Genomic DNA, 20539 nt, shown 5'->3' with positions numbered 1-20539 from the left:
GCCGCGCGACCCGCACGCCGAACGTACCGGGTCGCGCCATCGGCGAGCTCAATGGAAGTCGAGTACCACCCGACCCTCGATCTGGCCCTTGTGCATCCGCTCGAAAACCTGGTTGATGTTTTCCAGCTTGTCGGTCACCACGGTGGCCTTGACCTTGCCCTCGGCGGCAAAGTCCAGTGACTCCTGCAGGTCCAACCGGGTACCTACGATCGAGCCACGGACGGTGATGCCGTTCAGCACCATATCGAAGATCGACAAGTCGAAATTGCCGGGCGGCAGGCCGTTGAGCGCCACGGTACCGCCACGGCGGACCATGTTCATGGCCTGACCAAAGGCCGAGGGCGACACCGCCGTGACCAGTGCGCCATGAGCGCCGCCGATCTCCTTCTTGATCGCGGCGACCGGGTCGACGGCCTTGGCATTGATAGTGAAATCGGCGCCGAGACGTCTGGCCAGCGCCAGCTTGCCATCATCAATATCCACGGCCACCACGTTCAAGCCCATGGCCTTGGCATATTCCACCGCCATATGACCCAGCCCGCCAATGCCGGAGATCACCACCCACTGACCCGGACGGGTCTCGGTAACCTTCAGGCCCTTGTAGACGGTCACCCCGGCGCAGAGCACCGGCGCGATCTCGATGAAACCGACCTTGTCCGGCAGCCGGCCCACATAATCGGCCGCCGCCAGCGCATACTCGGCAAAGCCGCCATTCACCGAATAGCCCGAATTCTGCTGGGTCTCGCACAAGGTCTCCCAGCCACCCAGACAGTGCTCGCAATGGCCGCAGGCCGAGTAGAGCCAGGGAATCCCGACCCGATCACCTTCCTTGAGATGACTTACTCCAGGACCGATGGCGACCACATGGCCGACCCCCTCATGGCCGGGAATGAAAGGCAGCGTCGGCTTGACCGGCCAATCGCCATCCACGGCGTGCAGATCGGTGTGACAGACACCGCAGGCTTCGATCTTCACCAGCACCTCGCCCAGCCCGGGGCTGGGCACCGTCACTTCCTCGATGCTCAACGGGCCGCCGAACTGGCGCACTACCGCCGCTTGCATGGTCTTGCTCATGGCCAATCTCCCAATATGTCAGTGAAATGCGGCGTACGGCACTCCGTTCGCCGCAATCGCCCGCAACCGATCAGAACGGAGCATCGATATCGACGATATCGATCAGCTTGTGATTCACGAATTCCTTGATGCCAAGACCCAGCAATTCGCGGCCATAGCCGGAACGACGCACGCCGCCAAAGGGCAGGTCGGCCTTGACCATGGTCGGATGGTTGACATAGACCATGCCGGTCGAGATCCGGGCGGCCACCTCGGCACCACGCCGGGTGTCGCGAGTAAATACCGAGCCGCCCAGGCCATAAGGCGAATCATTGGCGATGCGGATCGCGTCCGCCTCGTCCTCGGCCCGGAAGATCATCGATACCGGTCCGAAAAATTCCCAATAACGCGCAGGATTGCTTTCGTCGAGGTCGGTCAAAATCGTCGGCTGCAGGAAAGCACCTTGCGTCGGCACAGCTGGACCGACTTCTCTGGCCTTCGCGCCATGGGCCACGGCCTGGGCGATCTGCTTTTTCAGCCCGTCGACAGCCCCCTGCGAAGACAGCGGCGCCAGCGTCGTGGCCGGATCCATCGGATCGCCCGCACGCAGCGCCTCGACACCGCGGACATAGGCGTCCATAAAGGCATCGTGGATTTCCTTGACCAGAATGATGCGCTTGGAGGAAACGCAGACCTGACCGGCATTCCAATGACGGCCAAACACGGCCCACTGCACGGCCTTTTCCAGATCCGCATCCTTCAGCACCACGAAGGCATCGGCGCCACCCAGCTCCATCGTCGATTTCTTCAGTGCCTTGCCCGCCTGGGCCGCAACGATGGAACCGGCGGCTTCCGAACCGGTCAGCGCCACGCCATGCACGCGCGGATCATTGATGATGGTCTCGACCTGGTCGTGGCTGACATACAGATTGCGGAAGGCCCCGGACGGAAGCCCGGCCTCGGCCATCAGTTTCTCGAAGATCGCCGCGCACTGAGGGACGTTGGCGGCATGCTTGAGCAGCATCGTATTGCCCGCCGACAACTGCGGAGCGATGATGCGGGCGATCTGATAGTAAGGGAAATTCCAGGGTTCGATGCACAGCAATACCCCCAGCGGATCATGGACCAGGATAGCCTCGCCTTCGGCAGGATCGGCTACCGGCAGCTTTTCGGGCGCCAGCAGCTTTGCCGCATGCTTGGCGTAGTACTCGAAGATGGCTGCCGACAATTCGACCTCGGCACGCGCCTCGCCGATCAGCTTGCCCATTTCCAGAGTCAGCAGCCTGGCATAGTCCTCGCTTTGGGCTCGCAGGATACCGGCCGCCTTCTGCATGACCCCTGCGCGCTCGGCAAAGGAAGTCTCGCGCCACAGCAGAAAAGCCGCATGGGCCGCATCGATGGCCTGCACGACTTCGGCGTCAGTCGCAAAGGGGAAGGCCTGGATCGTCTCGCCCGTGTAAGGGTTCACTGTTGCATAGCTCATGAACGTTTCCTCAGGTTGTCGTCTTCGCGGCGACCGGCCGGTCACCGGACTGGATCAATGCAGGTCCTTCACCGCCTGGACCATTTCGGTCAGCGCCGCCAGCGCATCGCCGTAGACCATGTTGCAGTTGTCTTCATAGAACAGCAGGTTCTCGACGCCGGCATAGCCCTTGCCCTGTCCACGCTTGATCACATACACCTGATGGGCCTGATCGGCATTGAGAATGGGCATGCCGTAGATCGGCGAACTCTTGTCGGTCCGCGCAGCCGGATTGACCACGTCATTGGCACCGATCACCAGTGCGACATCGGTACTGGCAAAGCTGTCGTTGATATCATCCATGTCGAAGATCAGGTCATACGGCACACCGGCCTCGGCAAGCAGCACATTCATATGCCCCGGCATGCGGCCGGCCACCGGATGGATGGCGAATTTCACGTCCACCCCCGCCGTCTGCAGGATCTTCACGAATTCGTACAACTTGGCCTGCGCCTGCGCCACCGCCAGACCGTAGCCCGGCACAATGATGACGCTGGCGGCATAACGCATCGTCACCGCCGCATCAGAAGCCGAGGCCGCCTTCATGCTGCCTTTGACTTCGGCCTGGGAGGCGCCGCCGCCATCACCGAACCGGCTGAACAGCACATTGGCCAGCGACCGGTTCATGGCCTTGGCCATCAACGCCGTCAGCAAGGTACCCGCCGAGCCGACCACCATGCCGGCAATCATCAAGGCAGGGTTGTGCAAGGCATAGCCTTCCAGCGCCACGGCCAGACCGGTGAACGCGTTGTACAGCGAAATCACCACCGGCATATCGGCGCCGCCGATCGGCAGGGTCATCAGCACACCAAAGGCCAGCGCGGCCACGAAAAACAGCGCCTGCCCGCCATGGCCCACCACCCCGCTGGCCACCAGCGCCCCCAGAGCCAGAGCCGCCAGAAATACCAGTGCGTTGAACAGACTCTGGCCACGAAAGCGCCAGGCCTGCTTGATCCGGCCATCCAGCTTGGCCCAGGCGATGACCGACCCGGCCAGCGAGATCGATCCGATCAAGGCACCCAGTGCCGTCACCACCACCTGCGTCAGGCTGTCCAGCCGCGGCCCCAGCAGTTCGGCGGCGGCGACCGCGGCGGCGGCACCGCCGCCCATGCCGTTGTACAAGGCCACCATTTGCGGCATGCCGGTGACCGGCACCTTTTTGCCCCCCCGCCAGGCCCAGCCGATGCCCAGCGCCAGCGCCAGTATCGCCAGCAACAGATTCGCCAGTCGATGCGGGCGCGCCGCCTCGCTGACATCGGCCAGATAACCGAAACTGGCCACTACGGCCACCACCATGCCGATCCCGGCCAGCACGATGCCGCGCAAGGCCGTCACCGGTGAGGACATCCGCTTCAGCCCGAGAATGAACAGTACCGCCGCGGCAAAACCACTGAGCTCGATCACCCACTGCATCATGTCCTACTCCTTGCCGGCGGGCTTGGTCGCACTGGGCTTGAACATCGCCAGCATGCGATCGGTGACGACGTAGCCACCGGCGGCATTGCCGGCCCCCAGCAGCACGCCGACGAAACCGATCACCTGTTCGACGGGACTGGACGCGTTGAACAGGGCATGCAAGGCGCCCACCACCACGATGCCATGGATGAAATTGGAACCCGACATCAACGGGGTATGCAGAATGGAAGGTACGCGGCTGATCACTTCATGGCCGGTGAAGGCCGCCAGCATGAAGATATACAAGGCAATCAACCAGCTCATCGACAGATCGATGCTCATGGACGGGGCTCCTGGGCGGATGAGGCTTCAAAATGGGCTTTGGCCTTTTCATTGCGGATCTCGCCGCCATGAGTCAGCAAGGTACCGGCAACAACCGCATCATCCAGATCCAGAGCCAAAGCCCCGTCCTTGACGATCAGTTCCAACAGATTCAGCAGGTTCTTGGCATACAGTTCACTGGCCTGCTGGGCCAGCAAGGAAGGCACATTGAACGGTGCCAAAATATGGACCCGACCGACGCGAGCTGTCTGACCGGGGATCGTGCCCTCGCAATTGCCGCCGCTGTCTGCAGCCAGGTCGACGATTACCGACCCCGGCTTCATGCCCTGGATCTGGGCATTGTCGATCAGTCGCGGCGCCTTGCGACCCGGAACGTTGGCCGTGGTGATGATCATGTCCGCCTGCTGGACATGTCGGGTCAGCACATCCCGCACCTTGGCCTGCTCGTCCGCCGTGAGTTCGCGGGCATACCCGCCCTCGCCACGCGCATCGATACCGGTGTCGACAAACTTGGCCCCCACCGACTGGGCCTGCTCCCGGGTCTCGGGCCGCACATCATAGCCCTCGGTGACCGCGCCCAGCCGATGTGCCGTGGCCAGCGCCTGCAAGCCCGCCACACCCAGCCCCATCACCAGCACATGGGCCGCCCGCAAGGACCCGACGGCCGTGGTCATCATCGGCAGGATCCGCGGCAACTGCACGGCACCCAGCAAGGGCGCGTAATAACCAGCCAGGGCCGCCTGACTGGACAAGGCATCCATGGACTGCGCCCGGCTGATCCGCGGCACGGTCTCCATTGCAAAGGCGCTGATCCGGCCGTCCCTGAGTTGTCGCAGCACATCTGGCTGCTTGTCGGCATATACGAAACTGGCCAGCACCGCGCCCGGCTTCATGGCAGCGATCACCTCCACCGTGGGGGCCTGTACCGCCAGCACCACATCGGCATCGGCAACCAGAGCCCCGGCATCCTCGACAAGAGCGACGCCGCTGTAATCGACATCGGCAAAATCGGCCGCAAGACCCGCCCCCGACTGGATCGCCAGATTTGCACCCAGCTTGGAAAAACGTGCGGTCACGACGGGCACCATCGCTACGCGTCTTTCGTGTTCGGCCGTCTCTTTCAATATCGCGATCTTGATCGGCATCATGGATTCCGGCAGCAGGGACGCGGCCAGTTTGTCACGGCGCCTACACACATTCCTTGATACGCATCACCCTTCCCGGAGTTGTCTCGACCCATCAAGATGTGTCACTTAGACGCACAACTGTGACCACGACACACGCCGAAGAAGGATGTTCTTCAACATCTTCAATGGGATATCGTGATGCGTCGGATTGACACGTCATCATCACCCCGGCCTCATGACTTGATCGCCATCCACGCGTCAGCCGTCATCGGCGGGCAACCCCTCACGGCAGCTATCAGGCTCAGCTGCTGTGCTGATCTCTCCCGCGGCTGCGACCGTGGCCGTCCTCTGCGCCAACCGGATCAACGACGATGCAAGCGGCCCCATATATATGGCCGGGACCATGTCGCTTCACAAGACAAAGCTCAACAATCTCTTGCGACGGGTCTCGGTGACCCTGCATCGGCCGCAGCGGCATAGGCCATGGCCGTCTCGACCAGATCTGCCGGATAGCCCAGCTTGCCCAGCAGCCTGATCGCATTGCGCTGGCTGGCGGCCCCGCGACGCAGCTGATAGTCGAAAAAGCCGTCCACGTCGATATTTTCCTGGAAGTGATACAGATCGTAATGAATCCCCAGACAGGACTGCAGTTCCACATCATGGGTGGTGACCAGCACCATGCATCCTGCGGCCAGCCGCTCCAGCACCGCCCGGGCGCTGGCAATGCGCTCCAGCGTATTGGTGCCTGAAAAGATTTCATCCATCACCAGCAGGGCCGCTGTGCCTGACGATGCAAGTTCCATGAACTGCCGTATCGTCTCGAGTTCGGAAAAGAAATGACTGATGCCGGCTTCCACCGAGTGGTCCACATGAATCGAGGTCAGCACCCGGACCGCCGGTATCTCGGCTTGCCGGGCCAGACATATCCCGAGGGTCTGGCCCAGGATCACCTGGACCGCCAAGGACTTGATAAAACTGGTCTTGCCGGCCATGTTCGAGCCGATCACCAGCGCCGATCGCTGCCGCAATTCGATGCTGTGCGGCACGCAGCCTTCGATCAAAGGATGCACACCCTCCTGGATCCGCAGATCGAGTGCCGTCATGCGAGGCACGCAGTGCCAGGGCTGGCTGGCCAGAAAGGAGGCGATGGCGATACCGGCATCCAGCTGGCCGACGAGCTGATACACCTGAGCCAGACAGGGACGTATCACCGTCATGCGACGAAGGACGCGCAAGTAAAGCACCGGCTCCAAAGCCAGCAAGGCATTGGCCAGCGGTATCAGATAGTTGATGCCGGGCAACCGCGTCAACAGAAACTCGCGCAGCAGCTTCCGGGTCCGTCTGCGCGCTGGTGCAGCCTCGCGCAAGCGTCGCAAGGGTTCGACATCCTCGGTGGCATCAAGATGCGTCAGACGCTCGGCCACCGTCAGCAGATCCAGACAGGATTTGACGCTTTCGCCGTGATGGGCGCCGCTCCACCACAAGCGCCAGGTCGCGGCAATGTTCAACATGATCACCACCAGCCACGGCCACAGCGGCCAGCCCAGACCGATCACCCCGACAGGCAGCATCAGGCCGGCCAGTGCAGACAGTGGCAGCCACTTGGCCCAGCGTGGACTGTCCTCGTCATCCGCATGGATAAATCGCGCCAAGGTCGCATAGTGCTCGTCACGCAGTGGCCAGAGCAGGCGCTGGATGTGTTCGCGCTGCAAGGGATGCTCCCGCATCCAGTCATACAGGTGACGCCGGGCGTCCAGTTCGGCAGGCTCGCCCACATATTCGCGCATCTGCCGATACAGGACCTGAGCCCCGATCGGCGTGATCGCGGTATTGATCCGCTGGAAAATCCGTTGCAATTCCAGGTCGGACCAGACCTTGTCACTGACCGTCTCTGCTCCGGCCCCACGGCTCAGCTCGAAATACCGGGCTGCAAAAGCCGCCGTGTCGCTGCCCGGCCGTCCCCAGCGTCGGCGAATCTCCAGCCCCAGCTTGTCTGTGCGCCGCCATTCGGCAAACCATCGCTTCACTGCCCCGCCCCTCTCTGCCCGATTTCGCCTGACGCTCCCCGATCGACGGCGCACCATGGCGGCCACCGATACCCTGGATCCAGTCCAGCGGAGAGATAGACCGGTACCGTCATGAAGTTCCAGCCATGGCTTGCCGGGACCATCCGATGCATCCGTGGCTTGTGCCCTGCCACATGGCACGTCGAACAGCCCGGTTCCACGCTGAGACATCAGCTTCGAATGCCCGGATCCCGGATTGCTGGCAGTTCCCGTGAGCAACGGGCAGATGTTCGCCATCCCCGCTTGCTCGCATTGTCACCACCCATGTAAACTTTATGAGAATGATTTTCATTGGCATCGTTAAATCACTACCCGAGCGCACACGTTTGCCGCTTCCATGGACGACCATGGTCGTATCCCCGAATGCGAAAGCAAACCTTGCCGCGCCCCCGATTCTTCTCCGGAGCTCATCTTGAACACTTCCGAACGCGCCTCGCCGGCGCGACGCACGGCCGCCTCGCAACCGGCACGATGGCCGCTGGTCATCGCCATGCTGTCGGTCTCGGGCCAGGCCTGGAGCAACGAACAGACGACAACAGCCCCCGCCACCACGCCAGCGCATCATGCCGCCACCTCCCGCCCCAAGACCCTTGAGGCCGTCAAGGTGGAAGGCGATACCGGCTATGGCGATATCTCGCGGCGCAGCAATCTGGGCGTACTGGGCAATCTAGACAACATGGAGACGCCCTTTTCGGTCATCAGCTACAGCTCGGACTATATTGCCAACCAGCAGGCCCATACGATCGGCGATATCGTGGCCAATGATCCCTCGGTCCGCGTCACCAACGGCTATGGCAATTTCTCCGAGCTGTTCGTGATCCGCGGCTTCCCCTTGAATGGCGATGACATCAGTTTCGACGGCCTGTACGGGATCATCCCCCGGCAGATGGTGGTCGCCGATGCCATCGGCCAGTTGGATCTGCTGCGCGGCGCCAGCGCCTTTCTGTATGGCGTATCCCCCGGCGGCAGCGGTCTGGGCGGATCGATCAATATCGAACCCAAGTGGGCCGGCCATGCGCCCTTGACACGGGCATCCTTCGATTTCGGCACCAGCGCCCAGTTCGGTGGCAGCGTTGATCTGAGTCGGCGCTTCGGCAGGGACCAGCGCTGGGGCGTGCGGGTGAACGCCGGCACGCGCGGCGGCGATACCGCCATCGACCGGGAGCATGGTCACTCCAGTTTCGAGTCGATTTCGGTGGATTACCGCGGCAACCGCTTCCGCATCAAGGCCAATATCAGCCATCAGCTCCAGCGCATTGATGAGGGGCGCAACGTCGTGTATCTGGCCGGCACCGGCGTACCTCGTGCACCGAAAGCGAAATACAACTACGGACAGCCCTGGTCATATTCCAGCATGGAAGACACTTACGGCATGATCCGGGCCGAATACGACATTCTGTCGAATCTGACCGCCTATGTTGCCGGCGGTGCCGACCATTCCAATGAAAACGGCGAATACGCCTCTCCTCGCGTCAATGCCCAGGGCGTCGGGACCGCCAGCCGGATGGGCGTGCCCTACAACAATGACTCGCAGACTGGTGAAGTCGGCATCAACGGGCTGTTCCAGACCGGCCCCGTCTCGCAGCGCTTCAATGCCAGTGCCTCGATCCTCAACCAGAAAAAGACCGCCAGCTATACCTTCTCGGGCAGCTACGCGATCGATCTGAATCACTACGCAGCCGTGGATTACCCCGCCTCCACTCTGGATGCCGGTGATCCGGTGGTCACCGGCCGCACCAAGCTGCACAGCGTGGCCTTGTCCGACACGCTGGGCTTCTTCCACGACCAGGTGCTGCTGACCCTGGGCATCCGGCACCAGAGCATGGAAGTGCTGGGTTATGCCTACAAGACCGGGGCCCGGACGGCACATTACCAGCAGAACGCCAACTCACCGGTGGCAGGCCTGCTGTACAAGATCTCGCCGCATGTCTCGATCTATGCCAACTCGATCCAGGGTCTGTCCCAGGGGCCGCAAGCGCCCGTCGGCACACTGAACGTCGGCGCCGTCTTTCCTCCCTACAAATCGAAGCAGATCGAGGCCGGCCTGAAATATGACCACGACAGCTTCGGCAGCACCCTCAGCGTGTTCCAGATCAAGGAACCCAGCGGCCTCACCAATCCGGACACACTGCTCTACAGTCTCAACGGCTTGCAGCGGAATCGCGGCGTGGAATGGAGCGCCTTCGGTGAACCGGTGAAAGGCCTGAAAGTGATCGGTGGCGCCACCTATACCGATGCACGCCTGAGCCGGACCGCCGGAGGAACCTATGACGGCCATATCGCCATCGGCGTACCTCGCTGGCAATACAACCTGGGTGCCAACTGGGCGATTCCGGCCACCGATGGCTTGAGTCTGGGCGTCGATCTGATCCGCACCGGCGGAGAATATGCAGACCAGGCCAATACATTGAGCATTCCGGCCTGGACCCGTGTCGACGTGCATGCCAGCTACGCCACCCGCTTCGCCGGCAAGGCCACCACCTTCCGCATGGCGGTGATGAATATCGGCAGCAACGACTACTGGGCATCGGCTTTCGGCGGCTACCTGACCCAGGGCGCCCCCCGCGAAGTCCGGCTGTCGGCCACCATGGATTTCTGAGCATCCGGATAGTGAATACCTGAGCGACAGCAGCCGGGTCGGCATTCTGCATGGAGACGACCCGTCCGCAATCCGTCATCCGTGCTGCTGAAAAACCCGGGCAAGACACCCTACTTCAGTCCATCAGCCATCAGCGGTGACGATAACGCGAGATCACGGCCGGCCGAGGCTGCATCGATGGCGAACTGCCACCATTGATTGCCATGGATGAAGCCTCGTCCGACCACTAGGGGATGGCCGCCAGCTTGCCACCAAAAGAGCTGCGGGCCTGGACAAGACCCTGCATCCCATCCACTTAAGCATCTGTAACCATCGCTCATCGTCGCAGTCTGGACGGGATGTGACACTCGGCCACGGCCACTTGTGAATTCGTACCATCTTGCGACCCCATGAGCAGCCTCGCAGCGATACGCTCAAGTCCGCGGCAGGCATGACACGGCCTGTCATGGCGCGATCCTGAGCCTTCGGATGCCTGCCCGGATGAGCTTCGATACCTACCGGCGAGAGGGGGAACGATCGTCCGGGCCGGCCCCCTGAACACCCCATCCAGCAACACGTGCATGTCGATATCCAGTTGTTTCATTTGACCCGACCTCCACGCTCCCAGAGAATGTCCGCCCCCGACCGGCTCGACCATGTGATGGCTATGCCGGTTTTGACTGATATGCCGCTGATTGATACGCCACGGCCCGATCCGCGCCACACCTCCAGGAGCCGCTCCGCCTCATGCGCAAAACGACTGTCCATCGCCATACCCAGCTTCTGTTGTCGATCTCGCTGGCCTTGGGGCTGATCCCGTGCGCCATGGCCACCGATCAGGCCGCATCCAGTCAGGCGCCGGATGGCAAGAGCCAGGCCCAGAAGCCGCGCAAGAGCACAACGCTGTCAACCATTGCCGTGAACACCCAGGTGCTGGCAGGTGGCTTGATGGCCGACCAGGATGCGCCCAAGGCGGTGTCGACCATCTCGGCCCAGGCCATTGCAGCGCTGCCGATCACCGCCGATTACACCCAGATGATCAACTCCATGCCGGGTGTCAATGCGGCATCGCCCGACGGTTTCGGCCTGACCGACAACAGCAGCTACACCGTGCGTGGTTTCAACGCCAGCGAAGTCGGCGTCACCATGGACGGCGTGCCGGTCAACGATGTTGGTGACTACGTGCCCTATCCGTCGGAATACGGCGAAGCCCGCAACTACGCCTCGGTCACCCTAATGCAGGGCTCCGCCGATATCGACATGCCCGATCTGGGTGCGGTGGGTGGCCATATCGCCTTTATCACCCAGGCCCCGACCAGGGACTTCAATGTCTATGTCGGCCAGACCTTCGGCAGCTACGATGCCCGCAGCACCTTCGTCCGCGTGAACACGGGAGACACCGGTCCGGTGCGCAGCTGGATCTCGTTTTCGCAGAATTCCAACGACAAATGGCGCGGTGCCGGTACCAATGACATCCGGCGGGTGCAGGCCAAGTCGCTGTGGACGATCAACGACCACAACAGCCTGACCTTCAATTTCAACTACAACCACGAAGCCAACTATTTCTACAGCCCGATGAGCCGCTCGCAGTTCGGCGAAAACGGCTACAAGTACGATTACGGCACCCACTGGCTGACCACGCCCAAGGGAGGCTTCCCGAGCAGCCAGCTGTATGGCGATGATCCGACCTATCAGGCGCAGAACAACTATTACAAGCTGTACCAGAATCCGTTCAAGTCGTATGTGACGAGCCTGGATGGCGAGTTCCGACTCACCGACGATCTTTCGCTGTCAGTGATTCCCTATTTCCAGTACGGCATGGGCAATGGCAGCTATCCCGGCTTCCTGCCTCTCAGAACCGGAGCCAACGGCAAGCCCTACGTGGTGGCGGACCAGGATGCCGATGGCCAGTATGCCGTGCTTGATGCCTATCAGGGTTATACCTACCGGCCCGGCATCAATGCCAAGTTCACTCTGAACCTCGGCATGGACCACACGCTGGAATGGGGCCTTTGGTATGAGCGTTCACGCCAGAATGATTTCATCAATGCCTCCTATGTCGATCCTGAAACCGGCAGTCCGTCATCGATCTGGGGTGATCGCGACTTGCTGACCTATGCCAACGGCAAGGTCTGGCAGAATTACAACGAACACGACACCACCACGGTGAAGAAGCTGTTCGTGCAGGACACATGGACGCCGACCGACTCGCTGACCATCAATCTCGGCACCTCGTTCCTGGACACCACCCGTCAGAACCAGTTCGTGATGTATCCCGGCAATACCGATCCGGACTTTGGTACCGCACCCTTGAGCTCGCGCAACAACTACCACAAGTTTCTGCCGACGCTGGGCGTATCCTGGCAGGTCAATGACGCCAACCAGATCTATTACAGCCTGACCAAGACCTTCCGCGCACCGGAAGATGCCGCCACCTACGGCAACAGCCGACTGGGTCTTCCGGCCCCGCTGCCGGAAAGCGCGTGGTCCAATGAACTGGGTTGGCGCTACAGCAGTGGACCGCTGAACGTGCATGCCGACCTCTATCTGGCAAACATGACCAATCGCACCGCCATCGGCGAAGATCAGAACACCTATATCAATTACTACATCAATGCCGGGCCGGTACGCATGGCCGGTTTCAATGCCGAGGGTACCCTCGAGTTGGGACATGGCTTCAGCCTTTACGGCTCCTACACCTACACCCAGGCCAGGATCAAGGACAACCTGTACCTGCCCTCGGCTGACGGCAGCGCGGGTACCTGGTATGCCACCCGCGGCCGCCAGTTCACCGGCGCACCGCGCAACATGGCCTATCTGGGCATGCACTATGCCCATCAGGGCCTGACGGTAGACCTCAACGGCAAGTTCACAGGCAGCGAATACGGCGACTTCCTGAATACCGACAAGGTACCGTGGAACTTCACCATGAACGGCAGTGCCAGCTACGACTTCGGCGATCACGGAATCCTGCACCATCCGACGATCGCGCTGAACGTACTGAACCTGTGGAACCGACATTACCTGGCCCTGCCTTACAGCCCGACCATCTCGGCAGCCGAATCTTCCCCGACCTACTATGTCGGCGCTCCCCGCGAATGGTATCTGACCCTGAGCACGCAGTTCTTCTGAGCCAGACTGCCGATCAGACACGACATGATCCCGCATGACATGTGTTGCGTCATGCGGGATCATGCTCGTTCCGCCGGCCGACAGGCCGCCTTCGCACCTGAAGTGAGCCGCTCTTGACCCAATCCGCCCACACGGATTCCCCGCGCCCGGATCCTGCATCACAGACCGGACGTCCTGCTCGATATCTGGCCACCGGCCAGGCGGTATTTATCGCGCTGGGGATGATGCTGACCATCGATACGCTCAAGACCACGCCGACCATCGCTCTGGCGGCAGGTCATTGGCATTTCTATCTGCTGTGGATCGCCGGTGGGGCCTTGTCACTGGTCAGCGCGCTCTGCTACGCCGAGCTGGGTTCGGCCTTTCCTCACCCGGGTGGCGACTACCACTTTCTGCGGCTGGCCTACGGCGTAAGAGTCGGCGCGCTTTATGCCTGGTCACGCTTCGCCATCATGCATACCGGCTGGATGGCGGTGATGGGTTTTATGCTGGCTGACTACGTCAAGGCCGTGATCCCGCTGGACCCGTTGACCTATCGACTGGCTGCCATGTCCTGCATTGCGGCCATCTGGGGTCTGACCCGCATCCACGTCAAGCTCAGCTTTGCCACTCAGGCCGGGCTGGTGTTGCTGCTGATCGGCGGTTTCGCGAGCATCACCTTGGCCGCGGCGATGCTCACCGTTCACCACCAGGGCTTCCCTATCCTGGTTCCCCATCAGGCGACGGTGAATTCCAGTGCCATCGGCACCGCCCTGATCTATGTCTTTCTCGCCTATGGCGGCTGGGGCGACGTGGCCACCCTGTCCACCGAGCTGCGCAATCGCCGCAGCGGCATGGTCATCACCATGGCCGGCGGCATCGCCTTGCTGGTCACCGTCTACGTTGTCACCAGCGCCGCCATGGTCGCCGGCCTGGGCATGGATCACCTGGCGCATGCCAACGCGCCGGCCGCCGACCTGTTGAAACGCGTATTCGGTCCGCCTGGTGCCTGGGTCATCACCACCATCGTCTGCATCGCCGCCGTCAGCAGCATTCACTCCTGCCTGCTGACCGGTGCCCGCACGACCTACGCCGCCGCCGCCGACCTGCCGGGAACCGGGCGCATCGGGCAATGGCACAGTGCCAGCAAGGGCCCTGCCGTGGCAGCCATGGCCGAATGCCTGATGGCCTTGCTGCTGGTCTGGATCGGCAGCTACAGCAAGGCGGGCTTTGATGCCATGATCGGTTACATGACGCCGGTCTTCTGGGCCTTCATGCTGTTGAGCAGCGCCGCCGTCATCGTGCTGCGCCGGCGTCACCCCGAGGTGGAGCGGCCCTACAAGGCCCCGCTCCATCCTCTGCTGCCGCTGATATTCATCATTTTTTCCATCTATATGTTTGTTTCCAGTCTCCAGGATCTGGGAGCCGCGGCCTGGTATGGTCTCGGGGTGATGGGCATCGGCGCGGTACTGATCGAGCTGCTGCTGCGCAAAAGGCCACGCGACGACGCGTACTGAGACCCGATGCGGTGCCGCGGACAAGATCAGCCTGTCGCCCGCGTCGTGGCGGATGTGCGGTGCGCCGAGAGACTGGCAAGCACGCTGGTGATGACCAGCACCAGTGCCAAGGCTTCCAGCGGATGTGGCCAGCGTCGCGCCCACATCAGACCGTAAGCCATTGCGAACAAGGTCTCGAACAGAATCATCTGGCCAACCAGGGTCAAAGGCAGCAGTCGGCTCATCCGGTTCCACAAGCTGTTGCCCAGGATCGAGGCCAGTATCGCCACGACCAGCGACACGCCTCCCAGCCGCAGCCAGTCATGCCCGGCATGCGGATGCTGATCCAGCAGCAGCGCCGGCATGGTGAGCAGCAGTCCCTGCACCCCCGTCGCCACACCTGTCAGCAGATTCCAGTCATGCGCAGACATGTCCTGCAAGCGTGCGAGGGCGCGCGCATTGCCTACCGCATAGGCCGTCCATGACATCAGGGCCGTCACCGCACAGGCCAGGCCGAACAGATGCTGCAGACGTTGCTGCGGTTGCAGCTGAGGCTGCAGGGCCTGCCAGCCGATGCAGATCGCACCGGCGACGCACAGCAGCAGGGAGGGGAGCAATCGCCTCAAGCTGACGGCTCCGGGGTCGCGCTGGCCAGCCAGACTGACGAGCACCGGGAGAAAACCCATGACCAGCGAGACCGTGGCGATCCCTGCATTCTGCACCGCGGCGGCAAGCAGCACGTAATAGAGCGTATTGCCGGTCAGCGCCAGCCAGGCAAGATTGCCCCATTGGCCAAGGCTGGCTCGCTTCAGCAGCACCCTCCCGCGTGAAGCCAGCAGCGCGAATGCCATCAAGCCGAAGCAGAGGTATCGCCCTGCGCTCAGCAGCCAAGGCGAGAAATCCGGCGTCAGGACGGGGGCTAGAAATACCAGCCCCCAAAGTGCGCCGGCCCCCATGCCGCTGACCACGCCGGCCGGCACGGATGATCGGGCGGCCGGCGATGTGGAACGGGTATGCATTGCATTCATGCGGGAATATTATTCGCAGGAATCCGATTGATGCCCCCTCATTTGCCTTCGAAACGCAACAATCACTCGCCATGCCCCCTCGAAACACACTGACACTTGCCCAGCTCGACCGCCAGGACCGTGCGATCCTTCGTCTGCTGCAGGAAAACAACAAGATGCCGCAGCGGACCATTGCCGACCAGGTCAAATTGTCCGCAGCGGCCGTGCAGCGCCGCATCGCGGCCATGGAAGCTGGCGGCATCATCCTCCGCCATGTCGCCTTGCTCGATCCTGATGCCATGTCGGCCACCATCACCTCCATCGTCGAAGTGACCCTGATCGACGAGCATGCTCTCACCGTGGATGACAGCAAGGCACTGTTTCTGGCTACCCCCGAGGTGTAGCAATGCTTTTATGTGACCGGTGGCATCAGTTTCGTGCTCATCATCGTGACAGCCGACATGCGCGCCTATGCCGGCCTGATCCGCCGCATGCTGGCCGAAAATCCCAAGGTGAAAGCGTACCGCAGCCTGGTGGCGCTGGACCGCGTCAAGACCGGGACGGCCATCGTGATTCCATGAGCCTGGTCTGATCCGGTACCGGGCACCGGCATCATGCCCTCAGCCCCCGGCCCACGGTCCTGTCAGCCGTGGCAGATCCCGCGGCAAGTCAGTCCGGGGCTCCGGACGGACGGCAGGCGATACGCCCGCCCGCCTGAATCAGTCTCCCGACTGGTAACTGGCCAGAAACATAGTGACTGCGGAGTCCACCACCCGCAGACCCTCCGCCTCGTCCAGTGGCGCCAGGCCCAGCGTGATCTGTGGCCAGAATGCGAAGCTCTTGAGCAGACCGTGCAATTGCCTGGCCGCAAATTCAGGATCGTCCAGCTGCAGGCGTCCCGCCGCGGTCGCTGAGCGAATCCATGCGGTCAAGCCGCATTCGACCGTCTCGATGCGCCTGATGATGCCCTGGGCACGCTCGGGTGCGTGGATCACTTCGGCCAAGGCGACCCGTGCCAGATCAATGAAATTCACGTCACCGAGCAGCCTCAGTTTCGCCATCAACAAGGCATGCAGCTGCGGCCGGAGCGGCCGCTCCTGCACATAGCGCGGCTCCTCGTCCCCCGTACTCCATTCCCATAATTGTTCGAGGATCAACTCGAACAGGGCTTCCTTGCTCGGAAAATGGTTGTAAACCGTCCGCTTGGACACACCGGCCATCGCCGCGATCCGGTCCATGCTGGTGGCTTCATAACCGGCGGTCCGGAACTCGCTGACCGCGGCCTGCACGATGGCTGCGCGTTTTCGCTCGCTCAGCCGCAAGGAAGAAGATGTCATGTCGTGGCCACTCCATCGGACAACTGCCGTCATATTACACTCTACAGTGTACTTTCGAAAACCACTCAACTACACTGCACCGTACAGTTTATATGCCATTTTCAAGCCATCGACCTTCGTCCGCCAGGAACGCTCTTGATGCCCTCCCGCCCATTGCCTCTGCCCAAATCGCTTGCCGGCTATCCCCAATCGGCTCATTTCAGCGACGGACGTTTCCACAATGCCCGTCCTCGCCCGACCACCGGTTTATGGAAAGGCTTGAAACTGCTGCTGACCATGCTGTTCACCAAGCCGGCTGATACCGTCCCTGCTGACCCCATCCCCGTGAAGGCCATCACGCGGGCGCAGCTGGAAGCGGCCCCGGATCGAAGTCTGTTCCGCCTGGGTCACTCCACCGTGCTGATAAAGTGGAAGGAGCGCTACTGGCTGACCGATCCGCTCTTTTCCAAACGGGCCTCGCCGGTACAGTGGGCCGGCCCGGCGCGTTTCCATGCGCCGCCCATCAGTATCGAGGAACTGCCGCCCATTGCCGGCGTCATCCTCTCGCACAATCATTACGACCACCTGGACCGCGCTGCCGTTCTGGCTCTGGCGGCCAAGACCGATGTCTTCATCGCTCCGCTGGGGGTTGGAGACCAATTGAATGCCTGGGGCGTGGCCCCGTCCCGAATCGAACAACTGGACTGGTGGCAGTCGACATCCGTGCATGGTCTGGAATTCACGTCCACGCCTGCTCAACACTTTTCAGGCCGAGGCCTGCGCGACAGTGATCAAAGCCTGTGGTGTTCCTGGGTCATCCAGGATCAGACGATGCGCCTGTTCTTCAGTGGCGACAGCGGCTATTTCGACGGCTTCAAAACCATCGGGGACCGTCTCGGCCCCTTCGATCTCACCTTGATGGAAACTGGTGCCTACGACCCGCGCTGGGCCTTTGTGCACATGCAGCCCGAACAGACCCTGCAGGCCCATATCGATCTACGCGGCCGCTGGCTGCTGCCGATTCACAATGGCACCTTCGATCTTGCCATGCATGCGTGGCAGGAGCCGTTCAAACGGATCACCGCCCTGGCCACCCTAAAAGGCATCGATATCACCACTCCGATGATGGGGGAGCGCATCGACATGCTCGCCCCCCCGGCCATGCAGGCCTGGTGGAACGGGCAGCCCGCCCGTACCGGATAACGGCACAAAGGAATCCCGGATATCCAAAGTCCCTCGACCACAGACCGTTCGCTTCGTGCTCGCATACTGCTGCGGCAACCGGGGCCATTGCAGCAGTGACGGCTCAGCATTCCTCGCGAGACGTCATGTGTCACCGGTCATGCAGATACAACGGTATCGACGTGCCTGATGCACTTTCTCAAAGTCATTGGATCTGGCATTTATTGGATGTCCATCCTCTTGTTACAAGACCTTGACCAAAAAGACTGTCTGACGAATCCGCGCCATCCATCAGGGCAGGCAGACTCGACTCATTCCATGCCTGCCGTGGTCAATAGCAAAGGCTCGCCCATTCATCGCCACGACCTCCGCGGGAACGGTTCTCCGGCAGATGGGACGGCATGCCCCCCCGGCCATCGAATTCGGCTCGCCTACCGTCTTATCACATGCAAAGAGCCTTTGCCGATCCTGTCGAACCTATGCAACAAAGAGCGTCAGGCCAGCCCGAATATCTGGCAAGCTCATCGCTCATGGACCCAAGACATCGGCGAGTCCTGGAAGACCGCGCGCCCATCACCATCAGGAACGGAATCCGGGGAGTTGCGGGCGGTTCAAACAGATCATTTCTTGCGAAAGCAAAAACATCCAGCCGTGCTTCGTCATGGCGAGGTTGAGGCGCAAGACATGCGTCGCAGGATGCCAGCCATGAAAGGGCATCCTGAACGATCCGCAACCTGCCTTCCCTGCCGGGATCTCGAATGCATCTGCGACTATGATCTGCCTTGTTCGCTGTGCCGAGTCACGCCCGGATAGGGTCCCGTGACTGAAGACGAGGCCGGTTCCTCGTACGGAAGTCAGCACCTCCGGCCTGTGATTCACATCACTTTGACGCATTGCGTTGTATCACGCCGGGGCCCAATGTGTCGCCATCTCCATCAGGCGGCGTGACGGGGCATCGCTCGTTCACTCGATTCACCGGACTTTCCGCAGGCAGCATTCTCATCCATGAACACCTCCACCTTGCAGGCGATACGTACCCGCCTCGGCTTTGCACGCGGTTCCGACAAGGCCAGCGACGAGCTGAGTGCCTACGCGGAACTGGATACCCAGGGCCGGATCCTGAAGGCCAGCCCGGCCTACGAGCAACTGATGGGTTATCCGCCGGGACGGCTGACCGGGCATCATCATCGTGAGCTGCATGGTCCCGGGGATGCCCAGTCCGAGGCCTTCGCCCGATTCCTGGGTGACATCACCGCCGGCCGACTCGTCAAGAGCATCGTCCAACGCATCCGGGCCAACGGCGATCCGATCTGGCTGCAGGTCAGCTACCAACTCGTGCTTGACCGCCATGGCAAGGTCACGCGTATCGTGGAGCAGGCCGCAGATGTCAGCGAGCAGCAGATCGCGGCCCTCGACATGGAGGCGCGACTGGAAGCGCTGGATCGAACCCAGGGCGTCATCGAGTTCGCACTGGATGGCACCATTCTGACGGCCAATGACCGATTTCTGGAGATGGTGGGTTATTCACTGGACGAGATCGTCGGCAAACACCACAGCCTGCTGGTGGATCCTCTGGAGGCCCGCTCGCCTGCCTACCACGCGTTCTGGGACCGGCTGCGAGCAGGCAGGCATGCCAGCTCGCTGTTCAGGCGCATCGGTCATGGCGGCCGGGAGATCTGGATCCAGGCCAGTTACAACCCCGTGCTTGCTGCCGATGGCCAGACCTTGAAAGTCATCAAGTACGCGACCGACGTGACCTCCCAGACCCAGGCCGCACGGGCGCTGCAACAAGAGGTGGTGCAACTCGCGGAGACCGTGCAAGGCAATGCGCAGCTTGCCTCCCAGGCCACCGATATCAGTCAGCAGGCACAACAGCGCCTGCAGGAAGGACGGCAAGTCATCGACCGGCTGATTGCCGACATGGAAGCGATCCACGCAAGCATGAAATCGATTACCGGGATCACCGACTTGATCGATTCGATCACGCTGCGCACGCGCTTGTTGTCACTGAACGCCCGCGTGGAAGCCGCTCATGCCGGGGAAGCCGGCCGCGGATTCGCCGTGGTGGCCACCGAGATCAATGGTCTGGCCACGCAGTGCAAAAACGCGACCAACGAGATCCATGACCTGCTGGAGCAAGCCGCTCACTGTGTTCAGCAAGGTGAGATGCATACCGCAGAGGCCGATCAAGCCATGCTCAGAATGGCGACGGCGATCCGGGACATCAGCCAATCCACCCAGTCCATCCAGCAGGCCGCGGCCAGGCAGGAGGGGGGCATCAAGAGGGTCAATGCTGCGGTGAGTGAACTGCAACAAGCCAACCACTTGCCGGGAGATCCGTGAA

Annotated in this window: 15 protein-coding genes; 7 read left to right on the top strand and 8 right to left on the bottom strand. The window is 61.7% G+C overall.

The features are described from left to right. Positions 1-48: 48 nt before the first annotated feature. From adhP to FRAAU_RS08005, 6 genes are all read right to left on the bottom strand, one after another. Positions 49-1074, bottom strand: a complete 1026-nt coding sequence (gene adhP / locus FRAAU_RS08030) for an alcohol dehydrogenase AdhP (RefSeq protein ID WP_014403045.1) — start codon at positions 1072-1074, stop codon at positions 49-51. 70 nt (positions 1075-1144) lie between these two features. Then, positions 1145-2536, bottom strand: coding sequence for an NAD-dependent succinate-semialdehyde dehydrogenase (locus tag FRAAU_RS08025; RefSeq protein WP_014403044.1), 1392 nt, complete (start codon positions 2534-2536; stop codon positions 1145-1147). Positions 2537-2590: 54 nt separating this feature from the next. Continuing rightward, positions 2591-3991 carry an NAD(P)(+) transhydrogenase (Re/Si-specific) subunit beta gene (locus FRAAU_RS08020; protein WP_014403043.1) on the bottom strand — a complete coding sequence of 467 codons (1401 nt, stop codon included), beginning with the start codon at positions 3989-3991 and terminating at the stop codon, positions 2591-2593. A 3-nt stretch (positions 3992-3994) separates the two neighbouring features. Further along, complete coding sequence (locus FRAAU_RS08015; RefSeq protein WP_014403042.1) at positions 3995-4312, bottom strand: NAD(P) transhydrogenase subunit alpha part 2; 318 nt, start codon at positions 4310-4312, stop codon at positions 3995-3997. After that, the gene (locus tag FRAAU_RS08010) at positions 4309-5460 is read right to left on the bottom strand and encodes an NAD(P) transhydrogenase subunit alpha (protein ID WP_245546456.1); all 1152 of its coding nucleotides are present in this window, start codon (positions 5458-5460) and stop codon (positions 4309-4311) included. The genes FRAAU_RS08015 and FRAAU_RS08010 overlap by 4 nt, the downstream gene beginning before the upstream one ends. 404 nt (positions 5461-5864) lie before the next feature. Further along, positions 5865-7466 carry a MutS-related protein gene (locus FRAAU_RS08005; RefSeq protein WP_014403040.1) on the bottom strand — a complete coding sequence of 534 codons (1602 nt, stop codon included), beginning with the start codon at positions 7464-7466 and terminating at the stop codon, positions 5865-5867. A gap of 451 nt (positions 7467-7917) precedes the next feature. Between FRAAU_RS08005 and FRAAU_RS08000 the strand changes: the two genes are divergently transcribed. From FRAAU_RS08000 to FRAAU_RS07990, 3 genes are all read left to right on the top strand, one after another. Then, positions 7918-10104, top strand: a complete 2187-nt coding sequence (locus FRAAU_RS08000; protein ID WP_014403039.1) for a TonB-dependent receptor — start codon at positions 7918-7920, stop codon at positions 10102-10104. Positions 10105-10830: 726 nt separating this feature from the next. Beyond that, on the top strand, positions 10831-13215 hold the full coding sequence (locus FRAAU_RS07995; RefSeq protein ID WP_014403038.1) for a TonB-dependent receptor: 2385 nt from the start codon (positions 10831-10833) through the stop codon (positions 13213-13215). Positions 13216-13328: 113 nt separating this feature from the next. Further along, positions 13329-14711, top strand: a complete 1383-nt coding sequence (locus tag FRAAU_RS07990; RefSeq protein ID WP_014403037.1) for an APC family permease — start codon at positions 13329-13331, stop codon at positions 14709-14711. Between the two features lie 26 nt (positions 14712-14737). Here FRAAU_RS07990 and FRAAU_RS07985 read toward each other — a convergent pair whose 3' ends face one another. Further along, positions 14738-15709 carry a DMT family transporter gene (locus FRAAU_RS07985; RefSeq protein ID WP_014403036.1) on the bottom strand — a complete coding sequence of 324 codons (972 nt, stop codon included), beginning with the start codon at positions 15707-15709 and terminating at the stop codon, positions 14738-14740. Positions 15710-15789: 80 nt separating this feature from the next. Here FRAAU_RS07985 and FRAAU_RS17585 point away from each other — a divergent pair, with 80 nt between their 5' ends. Beyond that, a complete protein-coding gene (locus FRAAU_RS17585) occupies positions 15790-16101 on the top strand; it encodes an Lrp/AsnC family transcriptional regulator (protein ID WP_217176268.1) in 312 nt (103 codons plus the stop codon). 12 nt (positions 16102-16113) lie between these two features. Beyond that, positions 16114-16278 (top strand): Lrp/AsnC ligand binding domain-containing protein, encoded by a 165-nt coding sequence (locus FRAAU_RS17580; RefSeq protein ID WP_217176267.1) that lies wholly within the window; start codon positions 16114-16116, stop codon positions 16276-16278. Positions 16279-16416: 138 nt separating this feature from the next. On the opposite strand, the gene FRAAU_RS07975 is transcribed toward FRAAU_RS17580, so the two are convergent. Further along, positions 16417-17034, bottom strand: a complete 618-nt coding sequence (locus FRAAU_RS07975; protein WP_014403035.1) for a TetR/AcrR family transcriptional regulator — start codon at positions 17032-17034, stop codon at positions 16417-16419. Positions 17035-17172: 138 nt separating this feature from the next. On the opposite strand from FRAAU_RS07975, the gene FRAAU_RS07970 reads away from it, so the two are divergent. Further along, positions 17173-18216, top strand: a complete 1044-nt coding sequence (locus FRAAU_RS07970) for an MBL fold metallo-hydrolase (RefSeq protein ID WP_014403034.1) — start codon at positions 17173-17175, stop codon at positions 18214-18216. A gap of 984 nt (positions 18217-19200) precedes the next feature. After that, entirely contained in the window at positions 19201-20538 is a 1338-nt protein-coding gene (locus tag FRAAU_RS07965) for a methyl-accepting chemotaxis protein (RefSeq protein ID WP_014403032.1), read from the top strand. The last annotated feature ends 1 nt before the right edge of the window (position 20539 follow it).

It is taken from the genome of Frateuria aurantia DSM 6220, assembly GCF_000242255.2.
Lineage (GTDB): Bacteria > Pseudomonadota > Gammaproteobacteria > Xanthomonadales > Rhodanobacteraceae > Frateuria > Frateuria aurantia.
This window is presented reverse-complemented; position numbering and strand designations above follow the sequence as displayed.

What these genes read in the sequence shown, in the direction of transcription:
- adhP (WP_014403045.1), bottom strand. Translation starts at nt 1,074, where the DNA reads ATGAGCAAGACCATGCAAGCGGCGGTAGTGCGCCAGTTCGGCGGCCCG.
- FRAAU_RS08025 (WP_014403044.1), bottom strand. Translation starts at nt 2,536, where the DNA reads ATGAGCTATGCAACAGTGAACCCTTACACGGGCGAGACGATCCAGGCC.
- FRAAU_RS08020 (WP_014403043.1), bottom strand. Translation starts at nt 3,991, where the DNA reads ATGATGCAGTGGGTGATCGAGCTCAGTGGTTTTGCCGCGGCGGTACTG.
- FRAAU_RS08015 (WP_014403042.1), bottom strand. Translation starts at nt 4,312, where the DNA reads ATGAGCATCGATCTGTCGATGAGCTGGTTGATTGCCTTGTATATCTTC.
- FRAAU_RS08010 (WP_245546456.1), bottom strand. Translation starts at nt 5,460, where the DNA reads ATGATGCCGATCAAGATCGCGATATTGAAAGAGACGGCCGAACACGAA.
- FRAAU_RS07995 (WP_014403038.1), top strand. Translation starts at nt 10,831, where the DNA reads ATGCGCAAAACGACTGTCCATCGCCATACCCAGCTTCTGTTGTCGATC.
- FRAAU_RS07985 (WP_014403036.1), bottom strand. Translation starts at nt 15,709, where the DNA reads ATGCATACCCGTTCCACATCGCCGGCCGCCCGATCATCCGTGCCGGCC.
- FRAAU_RS17585 (WP_217176268.1), top strand. Translation starts at nt 15,790, where the DNA reads ATGCCCCCTCGAAACACACTGACACTTGCCCAGCTCGACCGCCAGGAC.
- FRAAU_RS07975 (WP_014403035.1), bottom strand. Translation starts at nt 17,034, where the DNA reads ATGACATCTTCTTCCTTGCGGCTGAGCGAGCGAAAACGCGCAGCCATC.
- FRAAU_RS07970 (WP_014403034.1), top strand. Translation starts at nt 17,173, where the DNA reads ATGCCCTCCCGCCCATTGCCTCTGCCCAAATCGCTTGCCGGCTATCCC.
- FRAAU_RS07965 (WP_014403032.1), top strand. Translation starts at nt 19,201, where the DNA reads ATGAACACCTCCACCTTGCAGGCGATACGTACCCGCCTCGGCTTTGCA.